The sequence below is a fragment of the Bradyrhizobium sp. JYMT SZCCT0180 genome (genome assembly GCF_018130165.1).
GTDB lineage: Bacteria > Pseudomonadota > Alphaproteobacteria > Rhizobiales > Xanthobacteraceae > Bradyrhizobium.
On sequence record NZ_JAFCLZ010000016.1, the window covers coordinates 40,395 to 56,610 of the forward strand.

At 62.5% G+C, this 16,216-nt stretch carries 9 protein-coding genes; 2 read left to right on the top strand and 7 right to left on the bottom strand.

Translation table 11 applies throughout. From position 1 onward, the window contains the following. Positions 1 to 4: 4 nt before the first annotated feature. The 3 genes from JQ641_RS23255 to mutT all read right to left on the bottom strand — a co-directional run bounded on the left by JQ641_RS23255 (position 5) and on the right by mutT (position 5,927). Positions 5 to 2,287 carry a glycosyltransferase family 4 protein gene (locus tag JQ641_RS23255; protein WP_211998236.1) on the bottom strand — a complete coding sequence of 761 codons (2,283 nt, stop codon included), beginning with the start codon at positions 2,285 to 2,287 and terminating at the stop codon, positions 5 to 7. Further along, positions 2,284 to 3,219: a class I mannose-6-phosphate isomerase gene (locus JQ641_RS23260; protein ID WP_211998237.1), complete on the bottom strand. Its 936-nt coding sequence runs from the start codon at positions 3,217 to 3,219 to the stop codon at positions 2,284 to 2,286. The genes JQ641_RS23255 and JQ641_RS23260 overlap by 4 nt, the downstream gene beginning before the upstream one ends. 2,297 nt (positions 3,220 to 5,516) lie before the next feature. Then, a complete protein-coding gene (mutT, locus tag JQ641_RS23265; RefSeq protein ID WP_211998238.1) occupies positions 5,517 to 5,927 on the bottom strand; it encodes an 8-oxo-dGTP diphosphatase MutT in 411 nt (136 codons plus the stop codon). A gap of 170 nt (positions 5,928 to 6,097) precedes the next feature. On the opposite strand from mutT, the gene JQ641_RS23270 reads away from it, so the two are divergent. After that, positions 6,098 to 7,423 carry a TadE/TadG family type IV pilus assembly protein gene (locus tag JQ641_RS23270; protein WP_211998239.1) on the top strand — a complete coding sequence of 442 codons (1,326 nt, stop codon included), beginning with the start codon at positions 6,098 to 6,100 and terminating at the stop codon, positions 7,421 to 7,423. A 139-nt stretch (positions 7,424 to 7,562) separates the two neighbouring features. On the opposite strand, the gene argJ is transcribed toward JQ641_RS23270, so the two are convergent. Continuing rightward, positions 7,563 to 8,819 carry a bifunctional glutamate N-acetyltransferase/amino-acid acetyltransferase ArgJ gene (gene argJ, locus JQ641_RS23275; RefSeq protein WP_211998240.1) on the bottom strand — a complete coding sequence of 419 codons (1,257 nt, stop codon included), beginning with the start codon at positions 8,817 to 8,819 and terminating at the stop codon, positions 7,563 to 7,565. Positions 8,820 to 9,091: 272 nt separating this feature from the next. Continuing rightward, positions 9,092 to 10,021 (bottom strand): peptidylprolyl isomerase, encoded by a 930-nt coding sequence (locus JQ641_RS23280; RefSeq protein WP_211998241.1) that lies wholly within the window; start codon positions 10,019 to 10,021, stop codon positions 9,092 to 9,094. Between the two features lie 378 nt (positions 10,022 to 10,399). Here JQ641_RS23280 and secA point away from each other — a divergent pair, with 378 nt between their 5' ends. Beyond that, positions 10,400 to 13,237 carry a preprotein translocase subunit SecA gene (secA, locus tag JQ641_RS23285; RefSeq protein ID WP_211998242.1) on the top strand — a complete coding sequence of 946 codons (2,838 nt, stop codon included), beginning with the start codon at positions 10,400 to 10,402 and terminating at the stop codon, positions 13,235 to 13,237. 153 nt (positions 13,238 to 13,390) lie between these two features. On the opposite strand, the gene JQ641_RS23290 is transcribed toward secA, so the two are convergent. Together JQ641_RS23290 and JQ641_RS23295 are read right to left on the bottom strand one after the other, a co-directional pair. After that, the gene (locus JQ641_RS23290; protein ID WP_211998243.1) at positions 13,391 to 14,905 is read right to left on the bottom strand and encodes a L,D-transpeptidase family protein; all 1,515 of its coding nucleotides are present in this window, start codon (positions 14,903 to 14,905) and stop codon (positions 13,391 to 13,393) included. Positions 14,906 to 15,194: 289 nt separating this feature from the next. Then, the gene (locus JQ641_RS23295; RefSeq protein WP_192736474.1) at positions 15,195 to 16,157 is read right to left on the bottom strand and encodes an acetyl-CoA carboxylase carboxyltransferase subunit alpha; all 963 of its coding nucleotides are present in this window, start codon (positions 16,155 to 16,157) and stop codon (positions 15,195 to 15,197) included. Positions 16,158 to 16,216 lie beyond the last annotated feature (59 nt).

Sequence of the window (16,216 nt, forward strand, 5' to 3'; positions counted from 1 at the left end):
GTACTCAGGCGCCGATGGCGCGAAGCGCCACGGGCGGTGTCACGCTGACGTTGACGCGCGCAAGCTGACGAATATCGGCAAGACCGAGCAGATAGGACACGACCGACTCGCCGCCGCGGTTTTCGTTGGCGCGGTCGGGATGCAGTCCATCCCGGCAACTGCCGGTCTCGGGATCGACCAGTGCGATCGACAAATCGTTGCGGCCGAGAAACCAGGCGAAAACGTTGCTTGCGGTCGTCTTCCATTCGGCGTCGCCCTCCGCGCGCCAGGCGGTCAGGCAGGCCGCGATCGTCGCCGCTGCCTCTACCGGCTGCTGGTCGAACGCGCGCGGCGGTTGGCGCAGTTCGCCAAAGCCGGTCGTGCCGACGGGACGGAAATGTCCCGTTGAAGCCGTTTGTTGTGTCATCAGCCAACGGAGCGATCGCAATCCGGCAGCGAGATAAATCGGGCTTTGCGTGGCCATGCCTGTCAGCATCAAGGCTTGCGGCAGGCGCGCGTTGTCATACGCCAGGCCTTCCTCGAACCACGTCCACTCCGGCGTCTCGACCGACGCGAGCCCCGCCATCAACCTGTCGGCGAGAAAATGTCGGATTTCCCGGGCGCGCGCATCATCGCGAACAACGGCGCAATAGCCGTCCAGACCCAGCAGGGTGAAAGCCAATGCGCGGGGTGAACTGAAAGCCTCGACGGCCGGCAATGCCTCGGCAAACAAGGCGGCCGCCCATCGGCGTCGCGACGGGCTTGCGTCCCTGCGCGCGCACTCACCCAGCGCCCATAATGTTCGCCCATGACTGTCTTCGGAGCCGCGATCTTCGAGCCAGGTTCGATTGAAGCCCATGAAATTGCGAAAGCGTCTGGTGTCCGGATTCCACGCATGCTGCACGAAGGCGGCAAACCGGGCCGTCAAAACTTCGGACAAGCGCGTTTCGCCCGGATTGTTAAGCGCGCACGCCAGCAACAAGGCGCGGGCATTGTCATCCACGCAATAGCCGTGGGCGCGATCGGGCACCGAATGCACCGCATGCTGGAACAGGCCGGTATCGTCGCACATGGAAAGAAAATGATCCAATTGCATGTCCGACGCCGCAGGGCTGTGCGCGATCGCGACCGGACCGGTACGCGCCACCACCTTGAGCCAGTCACCATGGCGCGCGTGTTCGAAGGTGGCCATGTAACGTTCGGCCGTACGTTCCCATGTCATCGATCGGCTGATGGTGTAGGCACGCTCGCGCATTGCCTGCCGACGCGGGGCATTGGTGAGCAATTGCGCAATTTCCTTGCCGATCGCGACCGCGTTGCCGAAGGGAACGATGACGCCACGGCCGTCATCCAGCAGCTCCAGCGCGTGCCAATACGGCGTCGACACCACCGGCTTGCCCAATCCGAAGCTGTAGGCCAGCGTCCCCGACGTCATCTGCGCTTCGTTGAGATAGGGCGTGACGTAGACGTCGCACATCGAAATGAACTCTAACAATGTTGCCTGATCGACGAACTGGTCGAGGAAGACGACATGGTTCTCGACGCCAAGTTCGCGCACGCGCGTCATCAGGCTGTCGCGATAGGCTTCACCCTGGTCGCGCACCAGATTTGGATGCGTCGCGCCGAGCACGACATAGACTGCGTCCGCGCGACGTTCCAGGATCAAGGGCATGGCGTCGATCATGACCTCGATGCCCTTGCTGGGGGAGAGCAGGCCGAACGTCAGAATGACGGAGCGGTCGCTGAATCCGAGTTTGGCCTTTGCCGCGTCGGGCTCGACAAACGGAAAGTCGGGAATGCCGTGCGCGATCACCTCGATCTTGTTGTCCGGTACGCGATAAACGCTGCGCAGCATCTCGCGGCCCTTGTTGGCCATCACAATAATCTTCGAAGAAGCATCGACGATGCGCTCCATGACCGCACGCTGGGCGGCGGTCGGCTTGGCCAGCACCGTGTGCAGCGTGGTGATGACAGGCATGCTGAGGCGTGAAAGCAGTTCGAGGATGTGCCCGCCGGCTTCGCCACCGAAGATTCCGAATTCGTGTTGCAGGCAGACGACGTCGAACCGGCCGGCATTCAGGAACGCCGCGGCACGCACATAGTCTTCAATGGTGTCATCCTTGATCTGCAAGGCAACCGAAGCGGGATAGTCGTAGGCCTGTCCGTGGTCGTTCATTGCGACAATGCTGACCTCCAGATCCGGCCGTGAACTGGAGAGCGCGCGTTCCAGGTCGGTCGTGAAGGTGGCGATACCGCAGCGGCGGGGCAGCGAATTGCCGATGACGGCGATGCGGCGAAGCGGCGTCATGTTCGCGGCTCCTTGGCGCCTTCAAGCTGCGGAACAGCAGGAGCCGCCGGATTGGCAGCGTTGCCCGGTGTTTCACCAAGCCGTTGCAACAGGGAATCGATCGGCCGGCTCGCCGGATACGCGATCAAGGCGCTCAATCCGTGGCTGCCGACCTCGATGCTGGTGCGGCCGCCGGCGACGAAGACGGCCTCCCCGATCGAGGCCGCGGCCAGTCCAATGGCGGCGTGACCGCCGAGAACGAGAATCCAGGTCTCGGGTTCGGCAAGCAGCGCCCAGCTTGAACCCTCGGGGAGTTCAACGCGCTCGAGGACGAAATGCCGGCTGGCGACGAGAACCGTTCGGTCCGCAGTAAGGCGAGTCGGATTGCAGGGCGTTCGAAGCGGCCATGGGTGAGCGACTGCGACCCCGTCGTTTTCGTGCAATTCGCGCTGCCGGCCATAGTCGAACAGGCGGAATGTCGCGTCACTGCGCTGCTGAATTTCTGCGAGCACAATACCGGCGCCGATGGCGTGGATGGTGCCGGCCGGGATGTAGATGACGTCGTCTTTCGCAACCGGTCGCCAGTGCATCAGTTCGGTGATCGAACCGTCCCGGATGGACGCACGCAATTGCTGTGGCGTTACCTGGTGCTTCAGTCCAGCGCCGATCTGTGCGTCGGGCTGGGCCGAAAGGATATACCACGCTTCGCTCTTGCCGTTCGGCATCCCCATCGCGCGCGCGAAAGTGTCGTCCGGGTGAACCTGGATCGACAAGGGTTCGCTGGTGAACAGCAGCTTGAGGAGCAAGGCCGGGATAGGCGCATCCTCGGCGGCCCGCTCGAACCACAGCTCGCCGATCGCGTCACCAGACCCGTCAGTAGTGCTCCAGGGGTGCAGATCACGGACCCCCCAAGGCTTGTGGACGACCCGCACGGCGGCATGTTCGGTAGGCATAGGATGTCCTGACCCATGACGCGCACGTCAGGGCGACGTGCCGTTGGCCGCTATCGTCGTTAGGATTTTGCGTGGCTAAGGCGTCGCGTATCCGGACAGGTGCTTCAAGCGTGTCGGATGCAGAGTGTTTCTTAGGTGGCTACTCCACCACGCGATTACAACCTGCCGCGGCCCGTTTACTCTCCTTCCGCCGCCGGGTCCGCCTTCCAATGCAAGGCTTGCGCCGGCAAAGGAAAGATCACGGACGCCGATTGATGGCGACCTACCAAGCCTGTTGCGCGACGTGGTCGCAGATAGAGCAGTTCCGAATGACCGTACTTGCGTGAACAACGAGACCCGTTCGTCGCGGTGGTCTCAAGTGCCCGTTTCGTGCCGAATATCGTCCATGTTGGTGTGATGGCGATACTCACATTTGCCGTCGTTCCAATCGATTTCAACGCCGCTCCAATCGACCGATAGAACCGTTCCTTTGTGCTTGCGACTGCCGTTCCAGGAGACCGGTTGCCCCAGCTTTAGCGCCTTTGATTCCTCTGTGAGCATTTGATGAGCCTAATCTCCGTACCCGGCCTCCGGGAAAGAAGAACCCCGGCGCGGACCGGGAGGTTCGAGCCGGGGCTGTTGAGCAGCATCGATTTGCCGAAAGAAGCTGCCGAACCTCCAGCAATGGAACTGGAAGGCCGTCATGTTTGGTCGAGGTTGGATGCTGGGGCGCCAGACTTCGGTCCCCAAGAGGGACGAGGCCCGGTCCATGCCGGGAGAGCATCCCATTCGGCCCATCGCATGCGGCGCTCCTCATTTCCAACCCTGACAAAAACGAAGGCAGCGTCATCACTGCCCGTTTTTGATCCGGCGAACATGGCCGGCACGCCATACGCGTTCCTGACAGTTGCTTTGTTGGCCATTGCGACCTCCCGATGGGATTTGTTCTGCGGTCTTGCGTAGACGGATCAACTTTGAAGAATGACTGCGGCGGCGATCAGCATGACGAAAAAGATCGGCAGCAGCACCGGAGGCACCAGCCACTCACGAAAGTCGGACGTTGGGGAATTTGACAGTGGACCGCCTGCTTGGTTGAGGCGGGAGCGCAACGCTCTCAGTCATCGATAACTGCCGGGGGCGCGCGATGATATTTCACATATAGTCTCATTTGCCCAAATAGCGAGGTGGCAACTGGCTTATTTCAGCATTTGTTTGGACGATGCCTGCGCCGCTGTCGGATATTCGTTAACTGCATGTGCTTACAGTTTCAGCACATGGTCACGATTTGTGTTTCATGAACGGATTGGCGGGATACGTGCAGCAGATCGAAACCAATGACCCCACCGAGGCCCGACGCAGCCGCTACGCCCAATATCGAGGACAAGTCGCCACGCTGACCTTTGGCTCGGCGACCGTGAGGGGCATGGTCCGATCGGTCAAGGAAGACAGTTCCTGTATCCCGGTCCGATGGCTGGTTACCGTCGTTTCGCCATAGCGGCGACCAACATTGCAGATTGATCAAATGATGCCGCGCCTCCGTTGGTGAGATATGGGCCCATGGATTTTGTGCCGCTATCCGGCCTGTCGAACAAGGCCCCGGCTGCCCGACGGGCAAATCACTTCTGGTTTGCAGAAATCGTGTCAAGTCAAAAATTTCCGTAAATCAAAAATATTTCTGTTGTCGTCCGACCCAAATCAGTGGGCATCTATCGCCATCCCGTCCCATTCAGAGGGGCGTCGGCCGTCGTCACGACGAGGGGCGGGTTGCGGTGGACGCTGAAGTTGCGATTGACGGTCGCGGCTGATGCGTACGGCGAAAGCGTGTGGTCCTGGCGCCCGTAACGGCGTCAAGCCTTAAGGGAGCCAACGCTTCCGAGGGGCGACGGTGGCAATAGAGGCCGTCTCACCGGGGAGAGCGCGTCATAAGCCGTAAAGCCATTGCGCAGGGAAGGCCGGGTGTTCACCGCTGCCCTGTATGCTCGTGTGCGCATTCTTATGCACAATTGCACACGAGACCGCGGGTGCAGCGCGCACCCGGTCTTCCCTGCGCCCTCTGTTTTCGAGGGCAAGGAAATTTCTGGCAAAGCTCGGGCGCAATGCGTCGCGAGAATGCGAAGGTGTGTTTTGGATCATGGTGCAGCAACAAGCACCGCCGTCGTCCCGGGCTTGACCTCAGATGCGCAATTGCGCATCGGGGGACCCATACGCCGCGGCCCATCGGTAAGAGCGCAGACGTTAGATACCTTTCGCAAAATGACCGCCGCGGCGTATGGGTCCCGGCGTTCGCCGGGACGACGAGAGATTTGACCGCGCTCACCTCACAACAGCAAATCCAGCAGATGCGGGATCAGCGGAATGTCCGCGGGCGGCATCGGGTAGTCGCGCAGTTTGCCCGCGCGCACCCAGGCCAGTTGCTGGCCTTCGCGTGCGATCACCTGGCCTTCCCAGCGCCGGCAGATGTAGAGCGGCATCAGGAGATGGAAGGTCTCGTAGGCGTGGCTGGCAAAGGTCAGCGGCGCCAGGCATGGCTCGCTGACGTCGATGCCGATCTCCTCGTGCAGTTCGCGGATCAGCGTCTGTTCGGGGCGTTCGCCGGGCTCGACCTTGCCGCCGGGAAATTCCCAGAGGCCGGCCATCGTCTTGCCGGCCGGACGCTGCGCCAGCAGCACGCGCTTGTCGGCATCGACCAGCGCGCAGGCGACGACGAGGGTGAGTTTGATGTCAGCCATGCACAAGAACTAATCGGAAAACCGCGGGAGCGCCGCACGCCATTCATTAACCAGCAATCGTCGCGAGGCCAAACGGTTTGTTCAGCGTAGCGAAGGATCGATGCTTATAAGTTATAAGTTAATCTCTCGATGGCAAGATGTGCGCAAGACCAGCCCAGAACAGGCATCCTATGCGCGCTTTCACTTCTCTGCTCAACCGCTTTCGTCGCGACCGCTCCGGCAATATCGCCGTGATCTTTGCGATCGCGTCGCTGCCCATCATATCGGCGGTCGGATGCGCGGTCGACTATTCGCGGGCCACCCAGCTGCGCAGCAAATTGCAGGCGGCGATCGACGCGGCCAGCGTGGGCTCGGTCGCCAAGAGCGCGCCCGGCTTCATCGCCGCGGGATCGATGACCTCGGATGGGCCGATCCCGGCCGGCGTCACCGACGCCACCAATATCTTCAACGCCAACATGAACGGCGTGGTCGGCTACACGCTCACGAGCATGACGCCGGCAATGACCAAGGCCGGGAACATCATCACCTCGAAGGTTCAGTTCTCCGCCGCGGTTCCGATGATGTTCCTCGGCGTGATGGGCAAGACCAGTGTCACCGTGACCGGCGCGTCGACCGCCACCACCAGCATGCCGCTCTACATCGATTTCTATCTGCTGATGGACAATTCGCCGTCGATGGGCGTCGGCGCGACGCCGGCCGATGTCAGCAAGATGGTCAACAACACGTCGGACAAGTGTGCGTTTGCCTGTCACGATCTCAATAACAACAACAACTACTACAAGCTGGCAAAAACCCTCGGCGTGACCACGCGGATCGACGTGCTGCGCAGCGCGACCGAGCAATTGATGGACACCGCGGCCGCGACCCAGACCTATTCGAGCCAGTTCCGGATGGCGATCTACGATTTCGGCGCATCTGCGAGCTCGGCTGGGCTGCGCGCGCTGTTTTCGCTGTCGTCCAGCCTGTCGAGCGCCAAGAGCGCGGCCGGCAACATCGACCTGATGACCGTCAAAGGCCAGAATGAGAACAACGACCAGGACACCCAGTTCACCAGCATCATGCCCGCGATCAACAGCGCGATCAGCGCGCCCGGCGCCGGCACCTCCTCGGCGCCGCTGAAGTACCTGTTTTTCGTATCTGATGGCGTCGCCGACGAGTACAATCCGTCGTCTTGCATCAAGCCGACCACCAGCAGCGGACGCTGCCAGTCGCCGCTCAACGCGGCGCTCTGCACGGCGATCAAGGCCCGCGGCATCAAGATCGCCGTGCTCTACACCACCTATCTCGCGCTGCCGACCAACGCCTGGTACAACTCGTGGATCGCGCCGTTCAATACCGGGCCCTACGGGCCGTCGCCGAACAGCCAGATCGCGCAGAACATGCAGAGCTGCGCCTCGACCGGATTGTATTTCGAGGTCAGCCCGACCCAGGGCATTGCGGAAGCGATGAACGCGCTGTTCAAGAAGGCCATCGCCGACGCGCGGATCAGCAGCTGACGCAGGCTCAACTCGTCAATCCCGTCATTGCGAGCGAAGCGAAGCAATCCATGGGCGGCATAGCGACTGTGGATTGCTTCGTCGCTTTGCTCCCTTGCGCAAACGCTTCGCGTTTGTCGCAGGCAATGACGAACCGTGTCTACGACCGGTAATCGCCGTTGATCGCGACGTATTCCTTGGTGAGGTCGCAGGTCAGCACGCGGTCGCGGCCCTTGCCGAGGCCAAGCGAAACCTTGATCTGAATCTTCGGAGCCTTCATCGCCTCGGAAACCTCCGCCTCGTTGTACGACGGATCGCGCGCGCCGCTTTTGGCGACACGGATGCCGTTGAACGAGATCGACAGCTTGTCGCGGTTGGCGGGCTCGCCGGCCTTGCCGACCGCCATCACCACGCGGCCCCAATTGGCGTCCTCGCCGGCGATCGCCGTCTTGACCAGCGGCGAATTCGCAATCGACATGGCGATCCGGCGTGCCGAGATGCTGGTAGTCGCGCCCTCGACGATGACCTCGACCAGTTTTCGCGCGCCTTCGCCGTCGCGGGCGACCTGCTCGGCAAGATCGGCGAGCACCGCGCGGAACGCCTTGGTGAAGGCCTTCAACCTCGGATCGCTGGCGCGGGTGATTTTTGGCGCGCCGTTGGCGGCGGCCGTTCCGGTGGCGAACGCCAGCAGCGTGTCGGATGTCGAGGTGTCGCTGTCGATGGTCAGCGCGTTGAAGGTATCCTGGACGCCGCTCTTGAGCAGCGATTGCAGCACGGCCGACGACAGCGGCGCGTCGGTGAACACGAAGGACAGCATGGTCGCCATGTCGGGCGCGATCATGCCGGCGCCCTTGGCCATGCCGTTGATGGTGACCTTGGCCTTGCCGAGTTTCACGGTCGCGGTCGCAACCTTTGGAAAGGTGTCGGTGGTCATGATCGCCCGGGCCGCGCTCATCCAGTCCGCGGGTGCAGCGCTTTCGGCCAGCGTGCCCAGCACGCCGTCGAATTTGGTGGCGTCAAGCGGCTCGCCGATCACGCCGGTGGAGGCGAGAAACACCTCGTTTGGTTTGCACCCCACAGCCTTGGCGGCAATCGACGCCGTCAAGGTCGTGGCCTGCCGTCCGGTCTTGCCGGTGAAGGCATTGGCATTGCCGGAATTCACCACCAGCGCGCGCGCGAGCCCCTTGGAAGAGCCTGCGCCTTTGAGTTGGGCGCGGCACCATTCCACCGGAGCGCTTGGGCACTTCGATTGGGTGAAGACGCCGGCCGCATTCGTCCCCTTGTCCATGATCGCGAGCAGCACGTCGGTGCGCCCCTTGTAGCGGATGCCGGCGGCAGCCGTGGCAAGCCGCACGCCCGCGATCACGGGCATGTCGGGGACTTCGGTCGGGGCGAGGGGGGAAACGGCTGATGACATGGGGGCGCCTTATCGACAGGAAGACTGGAAGCGATGTGGCCGGATCCAGCAGCGCGAGGCGCCTTGGGATTCGCGGCCAGCCACGTCTTCAGCATCCGTTGATGAAGGCCCTAAGACATGGATGCCCGGCACACCCAAAAGCGCAAAGCGCGTCTTGCCGGCCATCCACGCCTTCAGCATCCGTCGATGAAGGCCCAAAGACATGGATGCCCGGCACACCGAAGTGGGCCGGGCATGATGCCTAAATACTGAAGTCGGGCGGCGAAGTCGATTTACTTCTTCGCCGGGGGGGCCATCTTGGAGGCGTCGGGCTTGGCAGCCTCGGCCGGCTTCGCCGCCGGCTCGGCCGGCTTGTCCATGCGCTCGACCTTGGCGGCCTCGCGCAGCTTGGCCACGTAATCGGCCTGCGCCTTGCGCGTCACGTAGGTTTCGATCTGGGGCTTGACCTGCTCGAAGTCGGGCGCCTTGCGGTTGCGCTTTTCCTCGACCTTGATGATGTGCCAGCCGAACTGCGATTTGACCGGATCGGAAATCTTGCCGGGCTCGAGCACGAACGCCACGGCCGAGAATTCGGGGACCATCTGCTCCTTGGTGAAGAAGCCGAGGTCGCCGCCGTCGGAGGCGCCGGGGTCCTTGGACTTTTTCTTGGCGAGATCAGCGAAATCGGCACCCTTTTTCAGCTCTTCGGCGATCGCCTTGGCCTCGTCCTCGGTCTCGACCAGGATGTGCCGGGCGTGGACTTCGGCTTCGCCGGTGATCTGCTTGGAGGCCTCCTCATAGACCTTTTTCATGGCCTCTTCGGTGGTTGCCGCCTTGCCTTCGGTGGCCAGCAGGCTGTCCATCAACAGACGGCTGCGCGTGAACGCCATGCGCCGCTTGAAGTCCTCGGAATTCTCGACCTTTTTGTCCTCGGCGGCCTTGGCGACGATCTTGAGGTCGATCAGGAAGGCCAGCACGTTGTCCTTCTTGGTCGCCGGGTCCATCTGGGCGAGGCTGGGGCCAAGTTCCTCTTCGGCCAGCGCGACGTCGCTCTGACGGATCTCCACGCCGTTAACCTTCGCCAGAACGGGGTTGTCCTGGGCGCGGGCCGGCAGGCCGGCGGCCAGAACCGCAGCCAGGCAGGTCGTCAGGGCCAAGGAAACCTTCAAGGAGGCCAAGCCGAAGCGCGGGCCGGTCTTCGTTTCCGGGAACGGGGAGGTCATGCAAAATCCTTGTCTTAAAGATGGGTATGTGTGAGGCGGCGGGACACTCGCCCAATCATGGCACCTTGGCAACGCGAAAAGTCTGTCAAAATGATGAATTCCTTGACATCTTGGCGGCGTTGACAAGGCTCATGCCCAGCCATATCTCTGCCGGAACCAATCGATGGCGATAGCGCTTATTTTACTGGGCTTTTTGCCGTTGAACCTTAGCTTGCCTGAATCCCACTCACTTGGCGGATGACCCCCGGATCGGGGCGTTTGCCGCGACGCGTCACGGTGAGTTGATAGGCAACTTGGTGGATCACGTCACGGCCGCAACGCAAGACACGGCATAGCAAGACACTACAAAGCAAGACACGGCATAGACAGGAACTCGGCATGATCGGCGCGCTCGCCCGCAAGTTTTTCGGCTCCGCAAATGACCGGCGGGTGAAGGGATACCAGTCCCGCGTCAGCGCCATCAACGCGCTCGAGCCCACGCTCACCGCGCTGTCGGACGAGGCGCTGAAGGCCCGAACCGCCGAATTCCGCGAGCAACTCGCCAACGGCAAGACGCTCGACGACCTCCTGGTTCCGGCGTTTGCCACCGTGCGCGAGGCGGCCAAGCGCACCCTCGGCCAGCGTCATTTCGACGTCCAGCTGATCGGCGGCATGGTGCTGCACGAGGGCGACATCGCCGAGATGAAGACCGGCGAAGGCAAGACCCTGGTCGCGACGCTTGCGGTCTATCTCAACGCGCTTGCGGCTAAGGGCGTCCACGTCGTCACCGTCAACGACTACCTCGCCCGCCGCGACTCCGAATGGATGGGGCAGATCTACAATTTCCTCGGCCTTTCCGTCGGCGTGATCGTCCACGGCCTCGACGATGCCGAGCGCAAGGAAGCCTATTCGCGCGACATCACCTACGGCACCAACAACGAATACGGTTTCGACTATCTGCGCGACAACATGAAGTACCGCCTGGAGGACATGGTCCAGCGCAGCCACTTCTACGCCATCGTCGACGAAGTCGACTCGATCCTGATCGACGAGGCGCGTACGCCCCTGATCATCTCCGGCCCGCTCGACGACCGCTCGGAGTTCTACAACACCATCGACACCTTCCTGCCCAAGCTCGACAAGACCGATTACGACGTCGACGAGAAGCAGCGCACGGTGACGCTGACCGAAGCCGGCATGGAGAAGATCGAAACCCTGCTGCGCGACGCCGGCCAGCTCAAGGGCGAGTCGCTCTACGACGTCGAGAACGTCTCGGTGGTTCACCACATCAATCAGGCGCTGCGCGCCCATTCGCTGTTCAACCGCGACAAGGACTACATCGTCCGCGACGGCGAGGTCATCATCATCGACGAATTCACCGGCCGCATGATGCAGGGCCGGCGCTATTCCGAAGGCCTGCACCAGGCGCTGGAAGCCAAGGAGCATGTCCAGGTCCAGCCGGAAAACCAGACGCTGGCCTCGATCACCTTCCAGAACTATTTCCGGATGTACGCCAAGCTCGCCGGCATGACCGGCACCGCGCTGACCGAAGCCGACGAACTGTTCGACATCTACAAGCTCGAGGTCGTCGAAATCCCGACCAACGTGCCGGTGGCGCGCCTCGACGAGGACGACGAGGTTTATCGCACCCAGACCGAGAAATACGCCGCGATCCTGGCCGAGATCGAACGCGCCAATGCGCGGCTGCAGCCGGTGCTGGTCGGCACTGCCTCGATCGAGAAGTCGGAAGTGCTGGCCGACTACCTGAAGAACCACGGCTACAAGCAGATCGATTTCGGTTCGGAATCCGGCATGGAGAAGCTCTATGCCGCGGCGCGCGCGGGCAAGCCTGCGAAACTGTTCGCGGTGCTGAACGCGCGCTTCCACGAACAGGAAGCCTATATCGTCGCGGAAGCCGGCGTCCCCGGCGCGATCACGATCGCGACCAACATGGCCGGCCGTGGTACCGACATCAAGCTCGGCGGTTCGCTCGAGATGCGGATCTTGCAGGAGACCGCTGATATCACCGACGAGGCCGAGAAGGCCGCCAAGATCGAACTCATCAAGGCCGACATCGAGCGTTTCCGCGAGATCGTGCTGAAGGCCGTGGACGTCGTCGAAATCGAACCCGCCAAGGGTTCGAAGCCGGCCAAGACCATCACCAAGCCCGGCGGCCTTTACATCATGGGTTCGGAACGCCATGAATCGCGGCGCATCGACAACCAGCTGCGCGGCCGCTCCGGCCGTCAGGGCGACCCCGGACGCTCGAAGTTCTTCCTGTCGCTGGAAGACGACCTGATGCGGATCTTCGGGTCCGACCGGCTCGATACCATGCTGACGCGGCTCGGCCTCAAGGAAGGCGAGGCGATCATCCATCCCTGGATCAACAAGGCGCTGGAGAAGGCGCAGCAGAAGGTCGAGGCGCGCAACTTCGACATCCGCAAGAATTTGCTCAAATTCGACAACGTCCAGAACGACCAGCGCAAGGTGATCTTCGACCAGCGCGTCGACCTGATGAAGGACGACAGCGTCGCCGAGACCGTCGCCGACATGCGCCACGCCTTCGTCGAGGACGTCGTGACCAAGCACGTGCCCGAGCATGCCTATGCCGAGCAGTGGGACGTTACCGGCCTCAAGGACGAATTGAAGCGCGTGCTCGACGTCGATCTGCCGGTCGATGAATGGGCCAAGGAAGAAGGCATCGCCGACGAGGAATTGCTGGCGCGCATTGAGAAGCATGTCGACGAGCGCATGGCGGCCAAGGTCGCGCAATGGGGCCCCGACGTGATGCGCTACGTCGAAAAGACCATTCTGCTGCAGACGCTGGATCATCTCTGGCGCGAGCATCTCGTGATGCTCGACCATCTGCGCCAGGTGATCGGCCTGCGCGGCTACGGCCAGCGCGATCCGTTGCAGGAGTACAAGTCGGAAGCCTTCAGCCTGTTCGAGGCGATGATCGCGCATCTGCGCGAGGCGGTGACGGCGCAATTGATGCGCGTCGAGATCGTTCCGCCGGAAGAACAGCAGCCGCCGTTGCCGGTGATGGAAGCGCACAAGCTCAATCCGGATACCGGCGAAGACGAGATGGCGTTCGCCAATGCCTCGCTGGTGCCCGAGGTCAGCGCCGCCGACCGCGATCCCAAGAACCCCGCCACCTGGGGCAAGGTCGGCCGCAACGAGGATTGTCCCTGCGGCTCCGGCAAGAAGTTCAAGCACTGCCACGGCAAGTACGGCTGAGCTGCTCAGCGTAACCGTCAGCGAAGGCGATATCTTAGGGTCGGCAAAGGCGCGTAAGCGCCGTGCCCACCATCTTCTCTCCCGATGAGTTCAGGTTGAATGGTGGGCACGCTTTCGCTTTGCCCACCCTACGCTTCTGTGACTCGGAGAAGCCTACTTCACCGCCCCGAAGCGGCTCTCGAACGAGTTCGCCGAGACGATCGGCGCGGAGCCGGCGACCTGCGCGGGAGCTGCCGCAGCGGCTGGAGCTGCGGTATCGGTCACCGACGGTTTCAGCGGCGGCCGGGCTGCGGCTTGCTTGGGTTCGGCCTTCGGGGCTGACGTCTTGGGCACCGCGGCTTCGTGACGCGGTGGCTCGGTTCGCTTGGCCTCGATCACCTTCGGCTTCGCCGACGCGGCCGGCGGTGTGCTTGAGGTGCTCGCGGTCGCATCGCCGCCGCCAATGCCGACCTTGCGGGCGAGGCTGGAGAACCAGCCGTCGGATTGCGTGGCCGGCGCGGCGTTGGCGACCCGTGTCGGGGCCGGGGTCGAGGCTGTCGGTCCGGCTGTTGGTGCGCTGGCGACCGCCGCAAGCTTCGGCTCCTGCGGCGCGCCGAGCAGGAGATTGTCAGAAGGCGCACGCGGCGGGTTGACGTGGGACGGGATGGTGCCGGGGGCGCGGGCCAGCGAGAGCGCCGCCAGTCCCTGGCTGTCGCCGCCTTCCGAGAGCCCGGTGCTGGCTTCAGGAACCCGCGCGGCGAATATCTTGTGCATGCCGCCGTCTATGCCGGTGTTGAGCCGCGCGACCGGCGTGCCCTTCGAAATCAGCTTGGCGGTTTCAGCGGCCTCGGCCTGCTGCTTGTCGCGCACGGCGTCGGCGACTTCCTCGGGAATGGCATAGGCCGGGCATTTGCCCGATGCGTCGAACACCGGGTCGCGCGTGGCGTTGGGCGCCCTGATGGCGTCGAACACGTATTTCCTCTCGCAGAAATCGACCTTCGGCTCGCGCTTCGTCACCTCGAAATGATCGTAGCCTTGCTTGATCATTCTCCAGAACGGCATGTTCGGATTGTTGCGATGCTTCGCCATGTTGATTGGCGTCATCTTGAACGGATAGGCCTGCAGCTGGAACGACTTCTGGCCGCCGAAGAAGGACTCGCGGCCCAGCGAATAGATTTCCGCGATCTGCTCGTCGGTCATCGCGTAGCAGCCGCGCGAGGAGCAGTCGCCATGCACCATCAGCTGCGATCCGGTGCGGCCGAGCGCCTTGTCGAACGCGTTGGGATAGCCGGTGTTGAACGACAGATAATAGGCCGACTGCGGATTCATCTGCGCCGGCGAGATCGAATAGAAGCCTTCCGGCGCCTGGCGGTCGCCCTCTTTGATTTTCGGTCCGAGATCGCCCGACCAGCGGCAGATCGGATAGGTCTTCAGCAGTGCGAAGCGGCCGGCGCGATCCTGTTTCCAGATTTCGAGTTCGGCTTCCTGCTTGAACAACCGGACCAGGATCGGCGAATTCAGGTCCATGTCCTTTTCGACCATGGCCTGGATCAGCTTCGGCGGGACCGGCTGGTTGGCCTTGGCGTTATTGGCCAGCGAAATCTCGTCGCTGTTGCAGCCGGCCAGCATGACGCTGGCCGCGAGGGCAGCCGACGTGACGAGCGCGCGAACCAGCGAGCGATAAATCAAAAGCTAAGCTCCACACCCATCGGGCAATTTTCGCACCCCAACCACAGCGTCATGCCCTGAAGCCGATGTATAAAATCTTACCCTTTAGGCCGATTTGTCGCAACTCGAACCCGCCCCACAAGGCGGTACCTTGGCGGGCATGGTCAACAGATCTTAAAGAACGCGGTCGGGGCATAATTGCGGCTAAATTCAACGATTTGGCGAAAAATCGGCGATTCTGCGATCGGGCCTGCCGCTTTAGCGGTTCGCGGCCGCTTGATCTCCCAAAAAGGCCGGGAATCGAACCCGTTCAGCCCAGTTTGCGGCCGATATCGAGGAATTTCTGCCGCCGCTGCTTGCGCACCGCATCCGCATCGAGGTTGCGGAAGTCGTTGAAGGCCTGGGCGATGGCATCGCCGGTGGAGGCGATGATGGCGGCGGGGTCGCGATGGGCGCCGCCGGGGGGCTCTTTCAGGATCTGGTCGATGACGCCGAATCGCAGCATGTCCTGGGCGGTGATCTTCATGCTGGTGGCGGCTTCCTGAGCCTTGGTGCCGTCCCGCCACAGGATCGAGGATGCGGCTTCGGGCGAGATCACGCTGTAGATCGCGTGTTCGAACATCAGCACGCGGTTGGCGGTGGTGATCGCAATCGCTCCGCCGGACATGCCCTCGCCGGTGATGATCGCGACATTAGGCACGCCGAGCGACAGGCAGGCGTCGGTGGACCGCGCGATGGCTTCCGCCTGTCCGCGTTCCTCGGCGCCGATGCCGGGATAGGCGCCGGCCGAATCGACGATCGACAGCACGGGGATGCCGAACCGGTCGGCCAGCTCCATCAGGCGAACGGCTTTGCGATAGCCTTCAGGGCGCGCCATGCCGAAATTGTGCTTGATGCGGCTTTCGGTGGTGGCGCCCTTTTCCTGGCCGACCACGCAGATGGCTTCGCCCCGGAAGCGGCCGAAGCCACCCATCAGCGCTTCGTCCTCGCCGAACTTGCGGTCGCCCGCCATCGGCGTGAATTCCGTGATCAGCGTATTGATGAAATCGGTGAAGTGCGGCCGCTGCGGATGGCGCGCCACCAGCGTCTTCTGCCACGGAGTCAGGCTGGCATAGAGGTCGGTCAGCGCCTGCGACGCCTTGTCCTCGATGCGCGCAATCTCGTCGCCGATGTCGCTGCCGGTCGCAGCCAGCGCGCGCAACTCGTCGACCTTGGCCTCGAGTTCGGCGACGGGTTTTTCGAAGTCGAGGTAGCTGCGCATCTGATCCGGCATCAAACCAATATAGGGAGGAACTTAGCTGCGGGCGAAGTGGTTTCGTCTTTGATAAAGAA